This window comes from Fructilactobacillus hinvesii (assembly GCF_024029435.1).
GTDB classification, from domain to species: Bacteria; Bacillota; Bacilli; order Lactobacillales; family Lactobacillaceae; genus Fructilactobacillus; species Fructilactobacillus hinvesii.
Genome location: NZ_CP097118.1, coordinates 906,316 through 929,851, shown reverse-complemented (window position 1 = coordinate 929,851; position 23,536 = coordinate 906,316). Strand labels below are relative to the sequence as shown.

At 44.1% G+C, this 23,536-nt stretch carries 21 protein-coding genes; 1 reads left to right on the top strand and 20 read right to left on the bottom strand.

From position 1 onward, the window contains the following. Window positions 1-49: 49 nt before the first annotated feature. From rpsA to dnaE, 14 genes are all read right to left on the bottom strand, one after another. Window positions 50-1,258: a 30S ribosomal protein S1 gene (rpsA, locus tag M3M39_RS04630; RefSeq protein WP_252796708.1), complete on the bottom strand. Its 1,209-nt coding sequence runs from the start codon at window positions 1,256-1,258 to the stop codon at window positions 50-52. 82 nt (window positions 1,259-1,340) lie between these two features. Next, complete coding sequence (cmk, locus tag M3M39_RS04625; protein WP_252796707.1) at window positions 1,341-2,030, bottom strand: (d)CMP kinase; 690 nt, start codon at window positions 2,028-2,030, stop codon at window positions 1,341-1,343. 16 nt (window positions 2,031-2,046) lie between these two features. Then, window positions 2,047-2,751 carry a LysM peptidoglycan-binding domain-containing protein gene (locus M3M39_RS04620; protein ID WP_252796706.1) on the bottom strand — a complete coding sequence of 235 codons (705 nt, stop codon included), beginning with the start codon at window positions 2,749-2,751 and terminating at the stop codon, window positions 2,047-2,049. 53 nt (window positions 2,752-2,804) lie between these two features. Continuing rightward, entirely contained in the window at window positions 2,805-4,214 is a 1,410-nt protein-coding gene (locus M3M39_RS04615) for a RecQ family ATP-dependent DNA helicase (protein ID WP_252796705.1), read from the bottom strand. Continuing rightward, window positions 4,198-5,253, bottom strand: coding sequence for a helix-turn-helix domain-containing protein (locus M3M39_RS04610; RefSeq protein WP_252796704.1), 1,056 nt, complete (start codon window positions 5,251-5,253; stop codon window positions 4,198-4,200). Before M3M39_RS04610 ends, M3M39_RS04615 begins: the two co-directional genes overlap by 17 nt. Beyond that, window positions 5,253-5,819: an ECF transporter S component gene (locus M3M39_RS04605; protein ID WP_252796703.1), complete on the bottom strand. Its 567-nt coding sequence runs from the start codon at window positions 5,817-5,819 to the stop codon at window positions 5,253-5,255. Before M3M39_RS04605 ends, M3M39_RS04610 begins: the two co-directional genes overlap by 1 nt. Beyond that, complete coding sequence (locus tag M3M39_RS04600) at window positions 5,806-6,558, bottom strand: pseudouridine synthase (RefSeq protein WP_252796702.1); 753 nt, start codon at window positions 6,556-6,558, stop codon at window positions 5,806-5,808. Before M3M39_RS04600 ends, M3M39_RS04605 begins: the two co-directional genes overlap by 14 nt. Then, complete coding sequence (gene scpB, locus M3M39_RS04595) at window positions 6,555-7,118, bottom strand: SMC-Scp complex subunit ScpB (RefSeq protein ID WP_252796701.1); 564 nt, start codon at window positions 7,116-7,118, stop codon at window positions 6,555-6,557. The genes M3M39_RS04600 and scpB overlap by 4 nt, the downstream gene beginning before the upstream one ends. After that, window positions 7,108-7,848: a segregation and condensation protein A gene (locus M3M39_RS04590; protein ID WP_252796700.1), complete on the bottom strand. Its 741-nt coding sequence runs from the start codon at window positions 7,846-7,848 to the stop codon at window positions 7,108-7,110. The genes scpB and M3M39_RS04590 overlap by 11 nt, the downstream gene beginning before the upstream one ends. Next, on the bottom strand, window positions 7,841-8,197 hold the full coding sequence (locus tag M3M39_RS04585; RefSeq protein ID WP_252796699.1) for a riboflavin biosynthesis protein RibT: 357 nt from the start codon (window positions 8,195-8,197) through the stop codon (window positions 7,841-7,843). Before M3M39_RS04585 ends, M3M39_RS04590 begins: the two co-directional genes overlap by 8 nt. A gap of 15 nt (window positions 8,198-8,212) precedes the next feature. After that, a complete protein-coding gene (gene xerD, locus M3M39_RS04580; protein ID WP_252796698.1) occupies window positions 8,213-9,100 on the bottom strand; it encodes a site-specific tyrosine recombinase XerD in 888 nt (295 codons plus the stop codon). Next, window positions 9,090-9,968 carry a CvfB family protein gene (locus M3M39_RS04575; RefSeq protein WP_252796697.1) on the bottom strand — a complete coding sequence of 293 codons (879 nt, stop codon included), beginning with the start codon at window positions 9,966-9,968 and terminating at the stop codon, window positions 9,090-9,092. Before M3M39_RS04575 ends, xerD begins: the two co-directional genes overlap by 11 nt. A 108-nt stretch (window positions 9,969-10,076) precedes the next feature. Beyond that, window positions 10,077-11,837, bottom strand: a complete 1,761-nt coding sequence (gene pyk / locus M3M39_RS04570) for a pyruvate kinase (protein WP_252796696.1) — start codon at window positions 11,835-11,837, stop codon at window positions 10,077-10,079. A 113-nt stretch (window positions 11,838-11,950) separates the two neighbouring features. After that, window positions 11,951-15,283 carry a DNA polymerase III subunit alpha gene (gene dnaE / locus M3M39_RS04565; RefSeq protein ID WP_252796695.1) on the bottom strand — a complete coding sequence of 1,111 codons (3,333 nt, stop codon included), beginning with the start codon at window positions 15,281-15,283 and terminating at the stop codon, window positions 11,951-11,953. A gap of 125 nt (window positions 15,284-15,408) precedes the next feature. On the opposite strand from dnaE, the gene M3M39_RS04560 reads away from it, so the two are divergent. Continuing rightward, a complete protein-coding gene (locus tag M3M39_RS04560; RefSeq protein WP_252796694.1) occupies window positions 15,409-15,597 on the top strand; it encodes a DUF2929 family protein in 189 nt (62 codons plus the stop codon). A 50-nt stretch (window positions 15,598-15,647) separates the two neighbouring features. On the opposite strand, the gene M3M39_RS04555 is transcribed toward M3M39_RS04560, so the two are convergent. From M3M39_RS04555 to glyQ, 6 genes are read right to left on the bottom strand one after another with little or no spacing between them, the layout of a single operon-like run. Further along, on the bottom strand, window positions 15,648-16,448 hold the full coding sequence (locus M3M39_RS04555; protein ID WP_252796693.1) for a Nif3-like dinuclear metal center hexameric protein: 801 nt from the start codon (window positions 16,446-16,448) through the stop codon (window positions 15,648-15,650). Then, window positions 16,435-17,139, bottom strand: a complete 705-nt coding sequence (locus M3M39_RS04550) for a tRNA (adenine(22)-N(1))-methyltransferase (protein WP_252796692.1) — start codon at window positions 17,137-17,139, stop codon at window positions 16,435-16,437. Before M3M39_RS04550 ends, M3M39_RS04555 begins: the two co-directional genes overlap by 14 nt. 55 nt (window positions 17,140-17,194) lie before the next feature. After that, window positions 17,195-18,400, bottom strand: a complete 1,206-nt coding sequence (gene rpoD / locus M3M39_RS04545) for an RNA polymerase sigma factor RpoD (RefSeq protein ID WP_252796691.1) — start codon at window positions 18,398-18,400, stop codon at window positions 17,195-17,197. 17 nt (window positions 18,401-18,417) lie between these two features. Next, the gene (gene dnaG, locus M3M39_RS04540; protein WP_252796690.1) at window positions 18,418-20,238 is read right to left on the bottom strand and encodes a DNA primase; all 1,821 of its coding nucleotides are present in this window, start codon (window positions 20,236-20,238) and stop codon (window positions 18,418-18,420) included. A gap of 27 nt (window positions 20,239-20,265) precedes the next feature. Then, window positions 20,266-22,344, bottom strand: a complete 2,079-nt coding sequence (glyS, locus tag M3M39_RS04535; protein WP_252796689.1) for a glycine--tRNA ligase subunit beta — start codon at window positions 22,342-22,344, stop codon at window positions 20,266-20,268. After that, a complete protein-coding gene (gene glyQ / locus M3M39_RS04530) occupies window positions 22,344-23,315 on the bottom strand; it encodes a glycine--tRNA ligase subunit alpha (protein WP_252796688.1) in 972 nt (323 codons plus the stop codon). The genes glyS and glyQ overlap by 1 nt, the downstream gene beginning before the upstream one ends. Window positions 23,316-23,536 lie beyond the last annotated feature (221 nt).

Sequence of the window (23,536 nt, the reverse complement as noted above, 5' to 3'; positions counted from 1 at the left end):
TGAAATAAAAAAGCCCTTCATTTTATAATGAAGGACTTCTTCAAATTAATTAGTCTTGTGAATTAATGTCTCCACCTAAGATATCACCTAAAGTAAAGCCACTTTCTTCTTCAGGAGCATTTGCAGTTGAGTTATCATCAATGTTGTGCTTAGGAGCTTGCTTGTGTTCTTCAGCAGGAGCTTCTTCTAAAGCCTTCATTGATAATGCTAACCGGTGTTCTTCTGGATCAATCGAAAGGACCTTCACCTTAATGTCTTCACCAGTCTTCAACACATCACTTGGCTTATCAATGTGTTTGTGGGAAATTTGAGAAATGTGAACTAATCCTTCCACACCAGGGAAGACTTCTACAAAGGCACCAAAGTCAACAAGTCGTTTAACTTTTCCGTCTAAGACGCTTCCAACTGGAGCTTTTTCTTCGATATCATCCCAAGGACCTGGTTGTAATTGTTTGATGGAAAGTGAAATCCGGTCACGATCAGGATCAACGGAAAGAACTTTAACCTTAACTTTTTCGCCAACTTCTAAGACATCAGCAGCCTTACTAACGTGATCATATGAAATTTCAGAGATGTGAACCAACCCGTCCATTCCACCAAGATCAATAAAAGCACCAAAGTTCGTCAAACGAGCAACAGTTCCTTCAACAACATCGCCTGGTTTGATTGAATTCATAATCTTTTCTCGTGCTTCAGCCCGGTCTTTTTCAGCAATTGCCCGGTGAGAAAGAATTAAACGGTTTTCTTCTGGAACGACTTCAATAATCTTAACTTCCAGTTCTTGACCTTTGTATTGGTTCAAGTCACTGACAAAGTGATCAGTAATCATCGAAGCAGGAATAAAGCCACGGACACCATCAGCGTTAACCACTAACCCACCCTTAACTGGACGAGTTACTTTAACAGTAATGGTTTCGTCTTTTTCTGCTTTTTCTTTGATTTCATCCCAAACCTTCAAGGCTTCTAAACGACGAATTGAAAGGAGGTAACTTCCGTTTTCCTTATCATCCCCGATTTTGGAAACAACTACAACTTTAACTTGGTCACCTACTTTGTAGTTGTCAGCAATGTTTTCGTCTGGATCTCCAGAAATTTCGCGGCGTGGAATCACACCTTCTACTCCGGCTCCTTCGATTCCGACCATTAATTGTTGATCATTATCAACGGCTAAAATTTCACCATCAACAACGTCTCCAACGTTTACCTGCTTGATATTATCAAGCGCATCTAATAACTGTTTGTTTTCATTTTCACTCATCAAACATTTCCTCCTTGAAACTACTCTACGTTCATTTTATCCTAATTGATTGTAGAATACCAGTAAAACATCATGAACTAGCTTAATTTTTAGTAAGATTTAGCTTTTCATCAATTAATTGGGCAATTTTAGCCACAACTTGATTAATGGTAAGAGTAGTTGTATCAATTTCAACCGCATCTTGTGCTTTTTGCAATGGAGAAACCGCGCGATGCGAATCTTTATAGTCACGTTCAGCAATTTCTGTCTGTAAATCAGACAAACTAGTCGTAATGCCCTTGGCCTGATTTTCTAAGTAGCGACGTTCTGCTCGTTGCTCGACGCTTGCAATTAAAAAGATCTTAACTTCGGCATTGGGTAAAACGGTCGTTCCAATGTCACGACCATCCATGACCACTCCCCCATCTGCCGCAATTTCTTGTTGTCGTTTCACCAAAGCAGAGCGAACCTGTGGCAGGGCTGCAACCGTGGAAACATTATTTGTCACCGTTTCGGATCGAATCGCATTCGTTACTTCAGTTTGATTAGCAAAGACGTGTTGAACTGGTTCGCCTGGACGAAATGTAATTTGCGTTTGTTGTAACAAATTCATAATCTGAGCTTCATTGGTTAAATCAACTTGGGCCTCAAGAGCTACCAGCGTAATGGTACGGTACATGGCACCCGTATCAACATAAACATATGAAAATCGTTGGGCCACAATTTTAGCGACCGTGCTTTTACCAGCCGAGGCCGGGCCATCAATGGCAACTTGTAATCCTTGTGCGTGCATCCTCATCAATCCTCAACTATCTAATTCTTAATTTTTGTCCAGGCATAATTACGCTCTGGGGGGTTAAGCCGTTTAACTGTTCCAATTGTTGCATACTAATTCCTGCATTTTGGGCAATTCGATACAATCCTTCATGTTGTTGTACGACAACGTAGTTCTTGGAGGTTGTTTCCGAATTAGTCGTCTGATTCTGGCTATAACTTTGTTTGCTTTGTCCAGCACCAGTTGTAGTTTCTGTGGTTGGAGCAGAAGTAGTAGTCTGTGATTGTGAACTACTTGGTTGCGAAGCAGTTGTGTTATCAGTGTCTTGCTCGGTATTTGTTTGCTGTTCCGTAGTGTTATCCAGCTGCTTATTATTGGTCTTATTCCGTTTGTTCTGTTTCTTAGGCTGCTTTTTCTGCGTTTGCTTCGCTGGCTTTTTCGAGGCCTGCTTGGTAGTTTTGCTCGTCGTCTGTTTGCTACCATCATTTAAACTATTTTGCTGTGACATCCCAAATGCCAAAGCGAATACCGCAATGAGGACTACGATTGAAACTAAAATGGTCACAATCACCTTGATGTTTCCGCGTCGTTTCCGCAAAGCCATTCGTGATGGTCGTTTTGGATCATTTGGCTGTTTTAAATCTGAATTAGATGCTGCGGCCGAAGGATCATCGTCAAAAGATTGTTCCCACGGTTGTTCTGCGTGCTCTGAATTTCCTGGTTGATTTCGTTTCTCCAAGCTGTTCAGCCTCCCTCTTTATAATGTCTTAATTATAGCATGTTAAGCGTTGGTTAAAATAACTCAGCCATAACTTCCCGCCAGTCTTTTACAGCAGATTGCTTTTTTCGCGGTGCTACTTTTAAATTTAATTGTGGTACCGTCCACTCTGGTTGATCTACATCACAACACCATTGATGTACTTGGGGCGGTTGACTTGTAAAATTACGTAGTAATTCAATTCTGCGACACTTCGTCGTTAGTGCGTAACGAACAACCTGATAAAGGGCTTGTTCCTTCCGTATTCGCTCCGTTTGGAATAATTGCAACATCCGCTGACTAGAAACGTGATGTTCAGAGTAATACTGAATAAGACGCTGCTTCTGTTCTTCTAAAGATTGATGCTGTTCATACCGATTCAAATCAATCTCAGTCGGCAAAGCCCGGTCAATTAGATTCAACGCTAACGTTTCATCTCCAGGCGTGTACAACATTAATGCCAGGCTCTGCTTTCCATCTCGCCCAGCCCGCCCAATTTCTTGGAGATAACTTTCTAAATCTTGAGGCAAATGATAGTGAATTACGACCCGAACGTTAGGTTTATCAATTCCCATACCAAAGGCTGTGGTCGCACAAATTACCTGCAGTTGATCATCCATAAATTGATGCTGCACCTTAAACCGGGTTTCTGGATCAAGATCAGCATGATAAGGGGCAACTTCCAGTTCTGTTTCTGCCTGTAACGTAGCTGCCATTTGATTAGCCCGCTTTTTACTAGAAAAGTAGATGATAGCGGGACCCGCCGTCTGCTGAAAAAAAGTCACTAACCACTTTTGTTTTTCAGTTTCTGAAGCAAGGGTTTGCTCCGCTAAAAAAATGTTTGGCCGATCCACGTCTAAAATTACACGAGAGATTGTTTTCACCCGTAATTTACGCAAAATATCGGTTTGAACTTTGGGAGAAGCAGTGGCCGTTAGTAAGAGTAACTGTGGTTTCCCAACTGTCCTCCAATAGGTCCCCAAATCTAAGTAATCGGGGCGAAAGTCTACCGCCCATTGTGAAATACAGTGGGCTTCGTCCACAACAAATAACCCTGGGTTAGTAGCAGCCAAGCGTTGTAATAGTTCCGGATTAGCTAAACTTTCTGGGGCCACAAAAATAAATCGATACTGGTCTAAATGATTTAAAGTCTGTTGGCGTTCCAACCAATTTTGTTGCGAATTAATGGCAACAACCCGCTTTTCCCCTTGAGCCTGCATTCGTTCAACTTGATCTGCCATTAACGAAAGCAAGGGCGAGACGATGATCACCGGACGTTTGGTAATGCAGCCATACAGTTGATAAATCAAGGTCTTCCCGGCTCCTGTCGGTAAGACCGCTAAAACTGATTCACCATGCAGCAATTTTTCAACCGCCTCTTTTTGTCCCGGCCGAAAATCACAAAAGCCAAACTGAGTCTGTAATAATTTAGTCAGCTGATCCATGTTTCTGATCCTCCCGTTGACCCTTCGTAATCCAAATTTGAATCAATCGAAATTGGAAAAAAGATAATTCAGAATCGCGCTCTGCTTCAAATTGCCAGTCATCCAAATCTGTCCCTAACCGTTCCATTAAATCCTGCTTCATCTCAGCACTCACAAAATCAAGATAGGGAAACTGCGCAATCGGAAGGTAGATCGCTACTTCCAAGAGATGTTCCTGAACCGTTGATAAACGGATTCGTTGTTTCCGGGCCACTTGTTTCAACGAGTGGTTTGCTTGATAAAGACGCAGCGTTTGGACCGCATTTTTACTAATCAAGCCGCGTTCTAACCCATTTTTCAATGGCGTTAGAAGTGAATCAGGGTGGGCAGAACCCCAGTCAACTAGTGCAGCTAATGCGGTCAGTTCCAAAAAAGCGATGGCTAAAGAACTTTGGCATAATTCTTGGGCAATTTGATCCCGGGTACGGCCGTTATTGTGATAACCCACTAATTCTGCTCCCACCACCTGAGCAACTACCTCTGGTAACTTCGCTAAAAAAGCACTCACATTGTCTGGAAATTGCTCTAATTTTTTCCCCGACCGTAATTGTCCAAAATAACGCTTTATCCACTGCTGTTCTCGTAAGGAAGTTTTAAGCACAAAATATTGATTTTGGTGATGATGATACTCCGAAGCAACTTGGATTAGTAATAAAAAACGATGCTTTAACCGCATTAAATCGGTCGTTTGAAACCGTACTTTCCAGCCCATTTGCAATTGTGCTTTTAGTTTTGCTTGTTGCTGAGCACCTAGTGGCGTTAATCGGACTTTACCAGCGTTTGTTTGAAGTAACCGTTGCTGCTCTAGACCCACAAAATCCAATTTACTAACCTCTAAGTAACGAGCGATTCCTAGTAAGCCTAGTAGTTGATAGCGCAAGCCCCAATATAAGGTAGCTACCGTCCGTTTTCCCTTCACGAGGTTCTCTAATGACCGGGGACGACGCCATTCCCTTTGATCCACTAACAGTAGGCTAAGCTCCTGGTCTAAACTAGACATTAGCGCTGGGCAATCCAATTCTTTAGCCGTCCGTAAATTAAGACTAACAGGGCTCCATCAACCACACCCTTAATAAGGTTGAAAGGAAAGACCCCAATCAGAATTAGTTTCGGAAGCGAAATCGAAAGTTTAAATCCAGCTACGTTAATGTAAACGGGCATAAGGATGAAGTAGTTTAAGAGACTCATTCCCACGGCCAGGACCACAGCTGCGCACACAATTGCCAGCCCTTTTTTCTTGGATCCAGCCAGTAACCATTTTTTCATCAACCAGAAGCTAATGATCAGTAGGAGGGAAGCCACCAACGATCCGAGCAGCCCTACTAGTTCGATGACCGAAAAGCCCATTGTCATCCAATATAAAAAGAGCTTCAAGATGGTAATTTCAATAGCTGCTACCGGTCCGAGCATTAATAGCCCTAATAAAATGGGAACGTCCGCAAAATCAAGCTTTAAAAAAGGAACATACGGTAAAATCGGAAACGAAACGAACATTAATAAGTAGGCAATTGCCCCTAACATGGCAATGAGCACCATCCGTTTTAGTTCTTGATTATTTGACTTCATTTTGCTGCTCTCCTTTCGCTAGTTCCCACAGGTCTCTAACCTCTCGTTTATTTAAGGAGCGCCACTGCCCGGGTTCTAAATCCGCTAATTTTAGCCCCGCAAAGGCCGTGCGCTTTAATTTTTCCACTGGATGACCAACCGCTTGCAACATTTTTTTCACTTCGTGGTTGCGACCTTCGTGAATGGTTAGTTCCACTAACGCATTTTGGTTGTCATTTCCCATCTTTTTTGCCAAGCGAACCTCAGCCGGTGCACTTCGATGATTAGCGTCTAATTTCACTCCCGTTTCTAAGCGGTGAAAATCGGTGGCGTTAGGAATTCCCGTCACCTTTGCTAAATATGTTTTCGGAATTTCGTGTTTCGGATGGGTCAACAAATAATCTAGTTCCCCGTCGTTGGTTACAAGCAGTGCTCCCGTCGTATCGTAGTCTAAGCGTCCCACCGGATAAATCCGCTCTGAAACTTGGTGTTGAAAATAGTCTAAAACGGTTTTTCGGTGCTTTTCGTCAGTAGCTGAAGTGATCACTCCACGCGGCTTATTGAACAAAAAATACACCGGTGCTTCCTTTTGAATTGGTTTATGATCAACTTCAATTCGATCTGCTGCCGTTACCTTGGTTCCTAGGGTGGTTACCACTTTGCCGTTCACTCGGACATGCCCAGTCTCAATTAATTGTTCACTGGCCCGACGGGAAGCAATTCCAGCGTGCGCCATTACCTTTTGTAATCTTTCACTCATTCTGATTCTCCTTCATCATGATTCATCGTGCGATACATTGTTTCTTCACCCGGCTGCTCCTCTGCTGGGAGTGGAGGTAACTTGCTTAAGTCTACTAACCCAAAAGCATGTAAAAATAAGTCCGTTGTTTGGTAAAGACTCGGATTCCCCGGTTCATCCGCCTGGCCACTAATCACAACTAGTCCCAGACTTTGAAGATTTTTCAACGAAACCGAACTATTCACCCCACGCACTTCATCTACCATTAATCTGGTTACCGGCTGTTGGTACGCCACAATCGTTAACGTTTCTAACATGGCAGGCGTTAACAACGAATCATCCTCGTTCATAATCTTTCGAACGACTGCATCATATTCTGATTTCGTTCCCATTGAAACCAACTCTCCAGTTTGCTGGATTACGAGTCCGCGTTCGTCATTTTCACTTGCTTGCACAAGTTTAAACACATTTTCTCTGACCACTGCCATCGATCGGTTAGTTAATTGGGCTAGCTGCTTAATCTCAATTCCCGTTGTTCCGGCTGCATAAATTAAAGCTTCTAGTTCAGCACTAATCGTCATTATTATTTTTCCCACCTTCGATGATGAAATCAGTTTTTCCCCGTGGTTGCGTAAGTCGCACTACCCGTTGCTTTGCCAGGGTTAAGACTGCCAAAAAGTCCGTCACGACTTCTTCTAAACTAGCTTGGGAAACAAACAACTCCGAAAATAAACAAGTCCGTCGCCCCGATTGAATTACTTTTTGAACAATCAATTCAGCCTGTTCGTTGATACTAAATTGCCACTCTTCAATCTGATTTACGGGGCCTACGTTCAGCTGGCGGTGGCGTCGCACAATCCGCTGCCAAGCTTTGGCAAGTTCTGTTACTTCAAACTCATCGGCTTGAATCTCAACTTCAGTTTCCGCTTTAACTGGAACCAGCGTATGCACCTTTTGTTGATGTTTTTCCCGCTTTTGCAGGGTTTGGGCTGCTTGTTGATATCGTTTGTATTCTAATAGTTGTTCCACCAAATCTGCTCGTGGGTCTTCGTCTGGCTCTTCGTCTTCAATTTCCTCGGCTAAAAGCCACTGTGATTTAATGTGCATCAAGTTAGCAGCCATCACAAAGAACTCCCCCGCAACGTCTAACTGGGCTTCCTTCATTTCTTGTAAATAACTCACATACTGGTCGGTAATCTCTTTAATATTAATGTCATAGATATCCATTTGTGCTGCTTTAATGAGGTGTAGCAAGAGTTCTAAGGGACCGTCAAAATCTGCAAGGTGGATTTTTAGCTTTGATTTACTCATTATTTCGCTCCCATCGCGTGATCACTTCTTGATTTTGCAACGTTCCTAGGAACGGAAGGTTAGGATACAAATTCTTGAGATTATCGAGAACCCGAAAGGCATTAAAATAGGTATCCGCATCCGGGGTGAGAATCATTTTGCGGACCAATAAGCACTGGGGCTGCTCTTCAATGCCAATGACCCCTGCCCAGTTATTAAATTGATCCTTCCACAGGTACAAATCTCGATTATCACCGTCTTCGTACCACTGAATCTCTTCCTGTAAAAATTCAATTTGATGGGAGCGCTGGGATAACGTTAAAATTCCTAGGACCACTTTTTCGTTTTCTGGTTGGTATTTATATAACATTGCTTCCTCCTGTACCTACGCCCGAGGATGATATTTCTGATATTCCTGAGTTAAATGTTCGTGAGAAACATGCGTATAAATTTGGGTGGTTGAAATATCAGCGTGCCCGAGTAGTTCCTGTACCGTTCGCAGATCAGCACCATTTTCTAACAAATGAGTTGCAAACGTATGGCGCAGCGTATGGGGAGTAATGTTTTTTTGGATGCCAGCAGCGATTGCGGTTTGTTTCAACATTTTCCAGACACTCTGCCGACTCAGTTGGTTGCCTCGGGAATTTAAGAAAACATACGGGGTTTTCGTCTGTTTCAATAATGCCGGCCGGACTTCATCCAGATACCGTGCAAGCCAACTAATTGCCACTACGTCAATGGGAACGATTCGCTCCTTGTGCCCCTTTCCAAGGGTTTGAATCAACTGCATTTCAAGGTGAAGATCCTGCAATTTAAGATGCACTAACTCAGACACCCGTAACCCCGTCGCATATAACACCTCTAAAATTGCCCGATCTCGTATCCCCAACTTTTTTTGGACGTTGGGAACAGCCAACAACCGGTGCAACTCTTGGTCATTCAACACGGCAGGAAGATGAACCCCCCGCTTGGGGGTGGCAATCTTTTGCATGGGATCAACCTGAATCCGTTTCAGGCGCATCAAGTACTGAAAAAACTTACGTAAAGACGACACAATATGAATCACGGAGTTTCGAGCTTTTCCAGCCTTCTTTTCCGTTTCTAAATAACTTAAAATCGTAAATTGGTCGACGGCACCCCAACTCGTTAGTTGGTGGTTTTGTAAATAATCGACAAACTGCATCAAATCCTGACGATAACTTTGCACGGAATTTTCTGCTAATCCTCGTTCTACCACCAGATAGTGCAGATAGTTATCTACCTCATCCTTCATGCTGATCTTCCACCAATTCGATTCCGGCTGGAGTAATTGTTAGTTTGTGGTGCTTAAACAAGTGCCCGATTGCTCGTTTGAACTGGGCCTTACTAATCCCAAAGTAGGTTTGAATGTCTGCCGGATCACTATGATCGTTATACGGTAAAAAGTGGTCCGCCCGCATCATTAACGTACGATAGATCATTTCCGCATCATCGTTAATTGCTTCATAAGCCCGTGGACGTAACGACAGATAAAGAGTTTTATTCGGACGAATGCCAATTACCCGAGCGGAAACAGCTTCCCCTAACCGCGGTTGCTGTTCTTCTTCAGATTTATCAATGAATCCCACGTAGTGTTGAGTGGTTAAAACCTGCGTTCCCATTTTCTTGGGATTAATTACACGCGCGGTCAAAGTTCGATTCTTTAGTTTGGGGTTTCCAGCCGGTTGTGAAATCGCCTTAAAAATTTCGTCATCGGCCAGTTCGCCCCATAGTCGTCCCTTGCGATCTCGTTTCAAGGCCACTAACAGCTGATCCCCTACATCAGGCCACAATTCACGTAAAGCCGGTAAATCATCCATTGAAATGGCAAGATCCTTATCGGGTAATCCCATATCAACAAAGACTCCTAGCCCAAACTTTTTGCTAACCACTTTCCCCCAGCCATACCGGTCAAAACCAATTGCGGGGACGTTGCGCGTAATCCGCAAGCCATGTTGTTCATTTTCGTAAGCAAAGCCGCGAAAACTACTTCCCGGTTTTAACGGTTTCTTAATTTCACTTTTGCCTAATGAATACGTAATCCCGTCTTTTTGGACAAAATACTCTTGTTCATTTTCATCAATTACCGTAGTGGTAATTATTGTTCCAATTGTATTATTCATGAATTTCTCCACTTTCACTTTCTTTAACTGTCGTTGGATTTTCTTCATTATACCAAAGAAAAAGGCATCCGGAAAAATCCGAATGCCTTTTAGTTGAGAATTGTTTAATTAATCGTTTTTAACTTGTGTTCCTTGGTAAACCACACCGCGACGAGCATCAACTGTCACTACTTCACCATCAGTAATAGTTGAAGTAGCGTTGTGAGCAGCTACAATCACTGGAACATCCAAAGAAATACCAATTACAGCAGCGTAAGAAGTTAAACCACCAGTTTCAACTACGATAGCACTTGCTTTCTTCATTGCTGGCAAGTAATCTTTGTTAGTGTCATTTACAACCAAGACACTACCGTCAACGGCCTTTTGGTTAGCTTCATCAGCATTGGCAGCAACAACTGCTTTACCAATCACCGTTTCGTCACCAATTCCTTGACCTTGGGCTAACTTAGTTCCAATTAATTGAACCCGAACCGTGTTAGTAGTTCCTTCGTCACCTAACGGAACACCGGTCGTTACGATGATTTCTTCGCCTTCCTTAGCTAAACCAGTTTCAACTGCTTTAGAAACAGCCAAGTTCATCATTGCTTCTGCTGATTCTGGTTTTTCAACGAGCACTGGGTTAACAGCCCAGTTAACCGTCAAGCCCCGACGAACCCGATCGTCAAAGGTTAAAGCTAAAATGTTAGCATCTGGGTGGTACTTCGAAATCATCCGAGCGGTGTAACCAGATCCAGTTGCAACCACAATCGTGTGAATGCCCATGTCCTTAGCAATCCGAGCAACCGATTCACCAAGGGCTTCAGTAACGTCACCGTCTTTGAATTCTGGACGAGCAGTTCCAAATTCAGGGAACAGTCCATCAGAAACTTCATCAATCCGAGCCATCATGGAAACAGCAGCAACTGGGTAGTCCCCGTTGGCACTTTCACCAGAAAGCATCGTAGCATCAGTTCCATCGTAAACAGCGTTTGCAACGTCAGAAACTTCAGCCCGCGTAGGACGAGGTTCTTCTTGCATTGAGTCTAACATCTGGGTTGCGGTAATCACTGGCTTGCCAGCTTCGTTACACATCTTGATTAAGCGCTTTTGTACGGCTGGAACATTTTCAGGTGGAATTTCAACCCCCATGTCTCCCCGAGCAACCATCAATCCATCAGAAACCTTTAAGATTTCAGGGAAGTTGTCAATTCCTTCTTGTGATTCGATCTTAGGGAAGATTTGAACGTCTTGCATGTTCTTTTCTTCTAACAATGCGCGAATGTCCAACACATCTTGGGGCTTCCGTACAAATGAAGCAGCGATGTAGTTAATGCCGTGATCACAACCAAAGCGGATGTCATCAGAGTCTTTTTCGGTGATTCCTGGCAGGTTAATGGATACTCCAGGAGCGTTAACCCCTTTTCGAGATCCAAGGACACCGTTGTTAGTAACTTCCACTACTAATTCACGGTTCTTGTCATCCTTTTCCAAAATTTTGGTTCCTACCAAACCATCATCAAAGAGAACAAGGCCACCAACTTTAACATCATCGTAAAGTCCTGGGTAAGTTACGGCAATCTTGTCTTTTGTACCTTTAATGCTATCATCCATGGAAATTCGGAACTTGTCACCGGTCTTAAATTCGATCTTGCCATCGACTTGTTCAGTCGTCCGGATTTCAGCACCCTTAGTATCCAAGAGAATCCCAGCAATCTTACCAGTTCTCTTTTCCGCTTCTTTTACCATGTTCATCCGTGATAAGTGTTCTTCATGATCCCCATGGGAAAAGTTAAAACGAAAAACATTTGCACCACTATTCAACAAGGTAGTAATGGTATCTACATCATTTGAAGCAGGTCCAAGTGTACTTACGATTTTTGTTCTCTTCATAAGTAAAAGCTCTCCTTTTTTGTAAGCAAACTGTCTCCAGTTTAACTTGCCTTTATTAGATTTCGTTTTCATTGTAACACTTTTCACAGTAAGTGTGTGATTTGAACTAGAATTCATTTCAAAACCACGTTCTTCGGGCCGAGTAAGTCCCGGAGTTGCCCCATTAGGTCCGCATTCGGATCAACGTGAAAAGTTGAATTTAGTTGTTGCTGTTTTTTGGTACGAGCCCAGTATAAAATTACCGGAACTGTTCCCGCATGGTTTCGTAGTAACGATTGCAGTTGTTGGAGGAGCTCTGGCTGCTCCTGACTGGCTAAAATTTGAATGAACAACCGCTTAGGATTGCTCCGTTGCTGGTGGACCACGTTAGCGGCCAACTGTAACTGATTAACAATAACTTGCAACCCCCGCCGTTCTTCGACGGATCCGGTTACTAGTACAACCCGATTTGGCTGCAACCACTCGCTCACTTCGCGATACACATTAGGAAATAGGGTTAAATTAACATCTCCTACCTGATCAGAAGCGGTCACAAAGGCCATTAATTGTCCTTTTTTAGTGCGAATTTGTTTCACGTGGTTTACCAGTAACACCAACCTAACGCTTTGCTGCCCAGCAACTAACTCATTACTACGGATGGCATGGCGTTCCTGTTGCAACTGTCGGTAACGTTCTACTGGATGTCCGGACAAGAAGGTCCCCAGATACTCACTTTCATAGTTAATCTTCTGCCACTCAGGCCAATCAGCCTTTGGTTCAACCTCCACTTCCATCCCTGGAATGGAAGCTAAGAGTGAGCCCGAGAGATCGGCAGCACTAATGAATTTCGGCAGTGCTTCACTAATTTCTCTGCGATTATAACCAAACTGATCAAACGCTCCTACCGCTGCCAGGGTTTGGAGGGGCTCCACCTTTCGCAAGTTAGGCGGTAACCGCTGAATCAAATCATTTAAGTCCCGAAATGGTCCTTCCTCAGTTCGAGTTGCTAAGATTGCTCTGATTAAATCGGAACGTAAGCCCTTCACTGCTCGCAGACCAAACCGAATGGCTCCATCCTGGTAGGAGAAATCCAGCTGACTGTGATTAAGGTCCGGACCCAACACAGCGATTCCATCATCCTTAGCCTCTTGAATGTAGGTTTTAATTTTTGCCTGGTTTCCAACTACAGAGTTCAAAAGGGCGGTAAAGAAAGGACCTGGAAAATGAACCTTTAAGTAAGCCAATTCAACTGCCATTTTACTGTAAGCAACCGCATGAGATTTATTAAACCCATAACTGGCAAATTGTTCGATGTAAGCAAAGGTTTGCTCGGCATCAGCCTTGGAATAACCATTTTGAATGGAACCCGTGACAAATCGTTCGCGCATTGATTCCATTTCCTGGTGATGCTTTTTACTCATGGCTCGTCGTAAAACATCGGCTTGCCCAAGCGAAAATCCTGCCATTGTGGAGGCTAATTGCATAACCTGTTCCTGATACACAATGATGCCATAGGTCGAACCTAAGATTGCTTTAATGGCATCATTTTGATAGTGGTACTCTTCCTCACCGTTTTTTCGCTTAATGAAGGAATCGATATTTTCCATTGGACCAGGTCGATACAGGGCGTTCACAGCGGCAATTAGTTCAAAGCGATCTGGATGCATCCGCCGTAATACGTTTTTAATTCCACTTGATTCAAATTGGAAGACCCCATTGGTTCGCCCGGCCTGGAATAGTTCCAAGGTCTTGTGATCGTTTAAATCAATTTTGGTCACGTCGAAATCCCGATCAAGTTGGTCGTGGACGATTTTTAAAATGTTAGCCATGATGGATAAGTTGCGCAATCCCAAAAAATCAATCTTAAGCAGCCCGACGTCCTCAACGTAATACTTAGAATACTGAGTCATCAAGAGGCCTTCGTTCCCTGTTTGCACTGGTGACTTCTGCACAATCGGCTGGTCACTTAAAATCACTCCGGCCGCATGGGTCGAATAGTGACGTGGTAACCCTTCCAATTGTTGCGCCGTTTGAAAAAGGGTTTGATTTAGGGGTTGATCAGCAATCAAATTTTGTAACTTCTGCGATTCGCGCACGGCATTTTCTAGTGTTTGATTAAGGTGATTAGGAATGGATGCACTCCACTTATTCATTTGCTCTGGCCGCATGCCAAAAACCCGTCCAACGTCGCGCACGGCCTGTTTGGCTCCTAACGTTCCAAAGGTGATAATTTGGGCAACGTGGGTATCTCCGTACTTATCATGGACATAGCGTAAAATTTCATCCCGTTGATCGTCCGGAATATCCATGTCAATGTCTGGCATTTGTGCTCGTTCTTCGTTCAAAAATCGTTCAAACAGTAAATCATACTGAATTGGATCGACGTCGGTAATATGCAGGGTATAGGCAACCAAAGATCCGGCAGCAGACCCCCGGCCAGGTCCTGTGATGATGTGTTGACGATGGGCAAAGTTGATCACGTCCCACACAATTAGAAAGTAATCACTAAACCCCATTCGGTCAATGACAGCTAGCTCGTGTTGCAAGCGCTGCTGATATTCAGGCGGGATGGTCTCGCCTAGCCGCTGTTTTAATCCCGCTTCACACAACTCGTGGAGATAATCAATTGCTGGTTGCTGTTTTGGTGTTTGAAATTGCGGTAAGTGAGGGGCTTGTTTGGGAATCTCGACGTTACAAGCATCCACCACCTGCTGATTAACCGCTACTGCCTTTTGTAATTCAGGAGTTTGATAGTGATCTTCAACTTCTGAACGTGACCGTAACCACTCCTCCCCTACAATCACCTGTTGCTCTGGAATTGAGCCCAGGGAATTTCCGGTTTCAATTGACCGAAGCACCCGCACATCAAAATAATCCGTGGCTTGGAGGTAGTTGACTGGATTTAATGCAATGAGTTCCGTTTTGGTCTGTACGGATAACCGTTGTCTGGTCTTTATTTCCGCTTCAGTTAAATTCATTGTGATTCCAATTTTAACTGCATCTGCATCCGCGAATTGTTGCAGTTCTGTCACAACGTTAATGGCATCCGTTTCTCGATCGTATTCCATCAAAGAGAGGGCTTCGCTGGTTTCTGGCAATAGTACAAACAAATCAGATAACCATTTTGTTAGTTGGGACAACAACGGTGGTTCTTGATGGGTCATAGCAAACGAAGAAATTTCCATTAAATTTTGGTAGCCCCGTTGATTTTTAGCCAATAGAACCAGTTCAAATTGATGCTCCGTTAGTTGACTGCCTTGGAGGGTAAGCGTTAGCCCAATAATTGGTTTAATTCCAGCTTGGCGGGCTTCCTTTTCAAAGGCTACCGATCCGTACATAACGTTATGATCAGTCAAAGCAATGGCTTGATAACCCTTGTCTTTGGCGGATTTTACCAGACCGGGTAATTTTGTCGTACTTTGCAATAAACTATAGGAGCTGATGTTTTGTAGTGGTGCATAGGCCATGGCGATTCTCCCTCCTTTGTTACTGTTATTATAGCAGACCAAATGTTTCAAATTAGCCCCTGTGCTTTCGTTGCAATTATCTCAATTAGTGATACACTACTAATGAATAAAAAGGGGTGGAAATTATGCGCACAATTGCTGCAAACTTAACAACTATCTTTTGGGGAATCATGTACGGTGAAGTAATTGGTTACATTGGTTCAGCCCTCCTGCAGACTCCGTTTAACGGCACAATTGCCTTAGATGTAGCCATCGTCGGTGCCATTGTGGCCCTGGTGGGCGTGAACGTCTTAAAAATGGTAATGAAACCGTAACTTTAAAAATAAAAAACAGGTGGAAATGAAAGCATTTCCACCTGTTTTTTTTATTGAAATCGAAAGGGATCCGTATTCAAGCGGGACTCTAATACGTTAATTTGCCACCCTTCTGCTTCGTTCCAGCGTTCAAAAAGTTCGCGCAGTTTTGGTTTACAAATACTTTCTACGTGGTGACCGGGATCAATGGCGTGTAAACCCGCTGCCAATAAATCCTGGGCGGTATGGTAGAACAAGTCCCCTGTAATGTAAACATCAGCCTGATGGTCGATAGCAGCTGGATAAAATTTACCCCCACTGCCACCTAAAATCGCCACCCGTTGGACTAACTGGTCTGGATTAGGACTAACCACCCGCAGACCAGTTAGGTGAAACCGTTCTTTACAAAGCTTCGCTAGTTCAGTAACCGTTACGGGGGTTGGCAGGTTTCCTACGCGCCCCATTGCAATTTCAGCAATCCGGTCATGGTTAACGAGACCAGTGGTCTGCTCTAAGCCTAAAGCAGTTGACAACCAATCATTCATTCCGCCAGGAGCATTATCTAGGTTCGTGTGAGCAGCATAGACCGTAATGTCATGCTTTAAAAGCCGTGCGTACATCGCATTTTGCGGGTTCGCTAAATCTAGATTTCGCGCGGGACGAAACATTACCGGATGGTGCGCAAAAATAAAGTCGACGTGACGCTCAATTGCTTCGTCTACCACCTCGGGACGTACGTCTAACGTCGTCATCAGCTGGTGAACTACTGCATCCCGGCGCCCCATTTGAAAGCCGGTGGGATCTCCTTCTTCTTTAAAAGATAACGGGGCAAACCGTTCGAAGCGAGTAATAATGTCATTAACCGTTGTCATGAAGAACCTCCTGAATTGCAGTTACTCGTCGCTGCATTGCCGCAATCTTATCCTGTGGCTGACTAGCAGAATTTTCTAAGTTCGAAAGAATTAACTGACTCTTTTGCAACCGATCCCGCCACTTTTTTTGAAAGATGGCATCCTTCTGAGCCAATAACTGTGGACCAAAGTTAATCTCAGTTTCACTAAGTCGAACCGGAGTAGGACTAAATTCTGCCCGCATCATTTCGTAAAAATGACCACTATCTTCAACTATGCATTCAGCACTAATTTGGTACTGATGCGCAACTAGCCACCGCCGCACCGTATTTTCATCCACGTTTGGTTGCAACACCAGCACGGGATGATTAGCTAACTTGGCTTGCCCAGCCGTGAGAATGTCACTAATTAATTCTCCGCCCATGCCAGCCATCACAATTACATCCACCTGGTCCGTTGGATTTAGCACCGCTAGGCCATCACCCAAACGCGCCTGCATCACAGTTGCTAACCCTAGCTTAGTAATTTCTTTTTGGGCATTTTGCAACGGCCCTAACCGAACTTCCCCTGCAATTGCAGCTTGAATCACATGACGTTGTAACAAATAGGCCGGTAAGTAGGCATGATCCGAACCAATGTCTGCTAACTGCCGGCTAGGGGGCACCAGTTCGGCTACTGCTCGCAAGCGTTTTGATAAATGCTGTACTGTCATACTTCCTCCGTGGTAAAAAAACAGGGATCCACTTGGATCTCTGTTTTTTCCTTCATTAGTCTAAAAAGTCCTTTAATTGTTTACTGCGAGATGGGTGCCGAAGCTTTCTTAAGGCCTTAGCTTCGATCTGTCGAATCCGTTCTCGAGTTACCCCAAAGACTTTGCCGACTTCTTCAAGGGTCCGGGTCCGACCATCGTCTAACCCAAACCGTAACCGTAACACGTTTTCTTCACGATCCGTTAAAGTATCTAGCACCCCTTCAAGTTGTTCTTTTAGCAACTCGTAGGAAGCATGGTCTTCTGGACTAGTTGCTTCCTTATCTTCAATAAAGTCACCGAGGTGAGAATCGTCCTCTTCTCCGATTGGAGTTTCTAACGAAACGGGTTCTTGTGAAATTTTCAAGATATTACGAACCTTAGAAGTAGGCATGTCCATTTCGGCCCCAATTTCCATCGGAAGCGGTTCTCGCCCGAGGTCTTGGAGGAGTTGCCGCTGGACCCGAATTAACTTGTTAATCGTTTCCACCATGTGAACTGGAATCCGAATGGTCCGAGCTTGGTCGGCAATCGCCCGGGTAATGGCCTGCCGAATCCACCAAGTAGCGTAAGTTGAGAACTTAAATCCTTTACGGTAATCGAACTTTTCTACCGCTTTCATTAGCCCCATGTTTCCTTCTTGAATCAAGTCCAAGAATTGCATTCCCCGGCCAACGTACCGTTTGGCAATCGAAACCACCAACCGTAAGTTAGCCTCGGCCAACTCTTGCTTAGCTTCTTCGTCCCCTTCTTCAATCCGCAGGGCTAACTGAACTTCTTCATCTGCCGTCAGCAATGGCACCCGGCCGATTTCCTTAAGGTACATCCGGACAGGATCGTTAATTTTAACCCCCTGTGAACTAGAAGCGTTCTTCAGTTCCTTTTGGGTAACCTTTTTAGCAGCATCAAGAGCACGAGGATCTGGCTCTCCGTTTTCGTCAACGATGCTAATTCCGTCATCTTCGACCTTTTCCATCAGCTCATCCATTTGCTTTTTCTTCAGGTCAAACGGAACTTGCATTTCTTCTTCTAACACCGTGTAGGTGATGTGACCAATCTTCTTGTACTTCTTAACCAAGGCTTGGTAAACCTTGTGGTAGCCGTCTTTATCAAAATCCTTTTTTAAATCGGCGGTTAAGTTCGCCTGCTTTGCAGCACTTTTACTCTTGGGTTCGGAGGTGGATTTTTTTAATTCTGCTTTTTTTTGTGCTTTTCGTTCTGCCATATGGATTCCTCCCCATTTTAATCACTAGTTGACTTAAGCTGATCCAACTGTTGCTGGGCCTTGATAAGCTCAGTTGCCAACTTTAATTGTTGCAATTCGTTGCCAGTTTGCTTGGCAACTTCAAATTCATGCTTTAAATCCTTAATTTGGGCTGCTAACGGGGCATCTTGCTGTATTATTTTAACACAATCAGCTACCGCTTGATCGCTCGAGTGATCGTAGGCTGGATTCATTTCTAACTCCGCTAACACGGATTGCAAATGTTGTTCGCCAATAAAATCACTAAACTTGGCCGAATTATAAGCTGCATGCCGCCGAAAAAATTCCTGTGCAAACAGATACAACTGCTGATAATCATCATGAACAAAACTAAAGTTCGGTTGATTAATCACGTGGGTCCACACGTTTGAATCATGCAGCATTCCTGCTAATAGCTGACGTTCCGCATTTTCGACTCGTGAATAACGAGGTTGTTCCCGTTGGACAGGTTCAACCGGAGTGGGAGTAACATGTTTCCGGACCGGCCGTTGCTTGCGACGGTCTTCTTCACACTGCTCTTGCAAACTAGTCTGATCAAAATCTAGATCAGTCGCTAAGTCCTTTAGATACACCCCCCGCTCCACGGAACTATCTAGGGTAGCGATTAACTTAGTGGCCTGCTTGGCGTATTCAATCTTGTCAGTCTCTTGTTCGAAATTAAAGTGCGAACGTAAGTACCGGAGCCGGAATTTAATGACTGGCTCTCGTCCGCTTTTAACGATCTTTTGAAGTCCGGCAGTTCCATTTTTCCGCCGATATTCATCTGGATCCATTCCATCCGGAATCTGAATGACCCCAATTTGAAAGTTCCCATTTTGCTCCAGCAAACTAACGGCCCGATCGATGGCTTTTTGGCCCGGCACGTCCCCGTCATAACAAATGTCAATGTTACTGGAAACCCGTTGGAGGTCATAAATTTGTTCCTCCGTCAGACTGGTTCCCATTGAGGCCACCCCAAAATCAATCCCAGCTTGACTGGCCGAAATTACGTCCATGAACCCTTCTAATAAAAGCAGTCGTTTCGCTTTGCGGGCCGCCTGCCTAGCAACGTCATAGTTGTACAAAACGCGCCGTTTGTTAAAAATTTCTGTTTCCGGACTGTTCAAATATTTGGGGGCACTATCACTTTTATGCAGTAACCGTCCCGAAAATCCTACCAAAGCCCCCGTCGTATTTTTAATGGGAAACATCAAACGGTTCGTAAACCGATCTTTCAGATTACCCGCTTGATCTTCAATAAATAACCCCGTCTTGCGCAGCGTTTGATAGTCCGTCTTTCGTTCTGCAAAAAACGAACGTAACACCTGCTCGCCCGGGGCAAATCCTAGATTAAATCGCTCAATCATCTCTGGACTAACCTGGCGTTCTTGCAGATAGTTACGGGCCGCTTCTCCAAGTTTAGTATTCATCAAGATGTGGTGGTAAAGTTGAGCCGCTTCTTGATGAGCTTCAATTAATGGTTGTCGCTGTTGTTGCTTTTGATCACGGGGCGTATTGGTTACGACCTTTGGTAGTTCAATTCCGTCATCTTTAGCGACGGCTTCTACTGCTTCAGGAAAGGACATCCCCTTTAAATCCATCAAAAAAGTAAAGACGTTTCCGCCCCGACCACAACTAAAACAGTGAAAAATTTGTTTGGCTTCGTTCACAGAAAAAGAAGGCGTTCGTTCCTCATGAAAGGGACATAATCCAAACAGATTCTTACCAGCCTGCTTTAGTTGCACATATTTACTAACTTCATCAGTAATGTTAGTACTCGTCCGGACCTTTTCCACAAATTCTTCTGGAATTTTGAGCATGCCGTTCACCGTCCTTTAAACTAGTGACTATTTCACCATTACAGCTTCCACATCAGCAAAGTGGTTAATTAGAGCAGATAATTGAGCGAGTTCCGTTAACCGGTTTTGTCGGACCACGGCATCTTCTGCCATCACCATTGTGGCATCAAAATAATTAGCAATTACTGGTTCTAAGTGGGCCAAAGCCGTATAAGCCTGGTCAGCTGGCAAACTAACAAAGTCGGCTTGTAACTTTTTGACCGCAGCATCTAATTGCCGTTCCGATTCGTTTTCAAAGAGACTAGCATCCACATCGTTTGCTTCTGCAACAGCATCCGCTTGGTCCGCAATCCTGGTTACCCGGGTTAGAGACTCAATCACGGCTTTAAAGTCAGCATTTGCTTGGTTATCCTGTAAAGTGTGCGCACTCTGCTCGTTATAATTAATGTCCGTGTTCGTAGCGCCAACGGCGGCGTTCACCAAATCATAACGAACATCGTGATCCTTCAGATCTTTCTTAACTCGTTCCTTCAAAAAGTCCACTACTGAGGTAAACACTGGAATTTGGTCAACTTTAGGTAAAACATCCTGCACTTTTTCTTGGGCCACAACGGCTTGCAATAACGGTAACAACGGCAGGGTCCATTGTTCCTTCGTAATAATTCGCACGATCCCCGTTGCCTGTCTACGTAATGCATATGGATCGTTTGAACCGCTCGGAATCATCTGAGCTGCAAAGAACGTCAAAATGCTATCCAACTTATCTGCAACAGCTAACACCGCTCCCACCTTAGAAGCCGGTAATTCACCGTCAGCCGCAATGGGTTCGTAGTGTTCTCGAATTGCTTGAGCTACCTCAGGATCTTCACCCTGTAACAAGGCATATTTCTCCCCCATCACTCCTTGTAACTCGGCAAATTCACCAACCATTCCGGTTACCAGGTCAAATTTATAGATTTCAGCTGCTCGTTGAAGGTGCTGGAGTTGGGTAGCGTTTAATCCCACTCGTTCTCCAATTAACTTAGAAATAACCTGAACTCGTTGCATCTTGTCGTACATGGATGAAATTTGATCGTGGAAAGTGACGTCTTTTAACTTATTGACGAAGTAATCGATGTCATGTTGTTGATCTTCTTGATAGAAGAATTCAGCATCGTACAACCGAGCAGCCAACACCTTCTCGTTTCCAGCAATCACGTTGTCCAAGTAATCACTGTTTCCATTGCGCACGGAAACAAAGTGCGGGAGTAAATCACCGGATTGATCTTCTACGAAGAAGAAGCGTTGGTGGTTCCGCATTGAAGTAATCAAAACTTCCCGTGGAATGTCCAAGAATCGTTTGTCAAAATCACCCGCAAAACTGGTGGGCCATTCCACCAAGTTGTTAACTTCTTCTAACAGTTCATCATCAACTGGAACCTGCCAATTATGTTCTTTGGCAATATTAGCAATCTGGTCTTTAATCTTGTTTTTCCGTTGGTTAGCATCAGCAATCACAAACTGTTCTTTCAATTGAGGTTCATAGTCAGCAACTTGCTTTAAAGTTACAGAATGTCCTAAGAAACGGTGTCCTTGAGTAGTTCGACCCGCTGTCACGTTGACTAGTTCTAACGGTAAAACTTCGTCATCCAGTAAGGCGACTAACCATTTAATGGGACGAACAAATTGGAAGTGGTTAGTTCCCCATTTCATCATCGTGGGAAAGTTCATCGACTTAATGACATCAACGAGACCCATTAACACTTCATTAACCGGTTTGCCGGCGACATGCTTATTGACAAAGACGTAGTCGGTTCCCTTCACGTTTTTAAAGGTAATGTCATCGGTCGTAACTCCTTGACCTTTGGTAAAACCAATGGCTGCCTTACTCCAACTGCCATCCTCTGTTTGAGCAATTTTCTTGGCGGGACCCTTCACTTCTTCGTCCACGTCTGGTTGTTTGGCAGCTAAACCCGTAATCTCAAGTGCCAAGCGCCGCGGTGTGGAGAAAGGTTTAATGTGATCATAACTAATCCGTTCTGCTTGTAAAAATTGTTCGACCTTCGTCTGCAGCTGATGAATGCTAGGCGTTACGACGTGGGCTGGCATTTCTTCCAAACCAATTTCTAACAGGAAATCACGTGTCATTATTTTGCTGCCCCCTTATGTTTTGCTTGGCGTTTCAAATCTGTTTCGTGTTTTTTCGTATATTGAGCAAGTACCGCTTGTCGTTCTGATTCATCCTTAATTAAAGGAAAGCCCAGTTTCCGGCGTTCTTCCACAAAGGCCTGTGCGATTCCATGAGCCATCTTACGAATTCGGGCTAGATAACCAGCTCGTTCGGTAACGGAAACGGCTCCCCGCGCATCCAACTGGTTAAAAGTGTGACTACACTTTAAAACATAGTCATACGCTGGATGTACGAGTCCCAATTTAATCAAGCGCTGGGCTTCTTTTTCGTAGGCATCAAACAGCTCATGCAACATCTTTTGGTCACTTTCTTCAAAGCTGTACTTAGAGTGTTCGTATTCTGGCTCTTTAAAGATATCGCCATACTTCACTCCATCGGCCCATTCCAAGTCAAAGACGTTGTTTACATCTTGAATGTAAGATGAGAGCCGTTCCAAACCGTAAGTGATCTCTACGGCCACGGGATTCATCTGTAAGCCCCCTACGACTTGGAAGTAAGTAAACTGGGTAACTTCCATTCCGTCTAACCATACTTCCCAGCCAACTCCGGCACAACCCATCGACGGGTTTTCCCAGTTATCTTCCACGAACCGAATGTCGTGTTCTAAGGGATTAATGCCTAATTCTTCTAAAGAATGAATGTAAAGATCTTGAATGTTATCTGGAGATGGCTTCATCAGCACTTGAAACTGGTGGTGTTGGTATAACCGGTTCGGGTTTTCCCCGTACCGTCCGTCGGCTGGACGTCTGGATGGTTCGATGTAACAAACGTTCCAAGGCTCTGGACCGATTGCCCGCAAAAAAGTGAAGGGACTCATCGTTCCAGCTCCTTTTTCCGTATCATAGGCATCCATAATCATGCAGCCTTGTTTTCCCCAGTATTCCTTTAATTTGGCTCCAATTGCTTGCATTGACAACTTTGTGGTCATGCTGACTCCTCCTTTTACCAAACAAATAAAAAAGCCTATGTAAAAGCACATAACTTTTACATAGGGACGATGTCGTCGCGGTTCCACCCTACTTCTGAAATTAATCAGCATCTCGAAACGCATTGACTCGAAAAGCGCCAGTTTCTGGAATCAATGGCCATCTCACACTATCATGGCTTCGCTGGTTTGAATACTCCAGTCACTCTCTTTTGTCTGTGTCA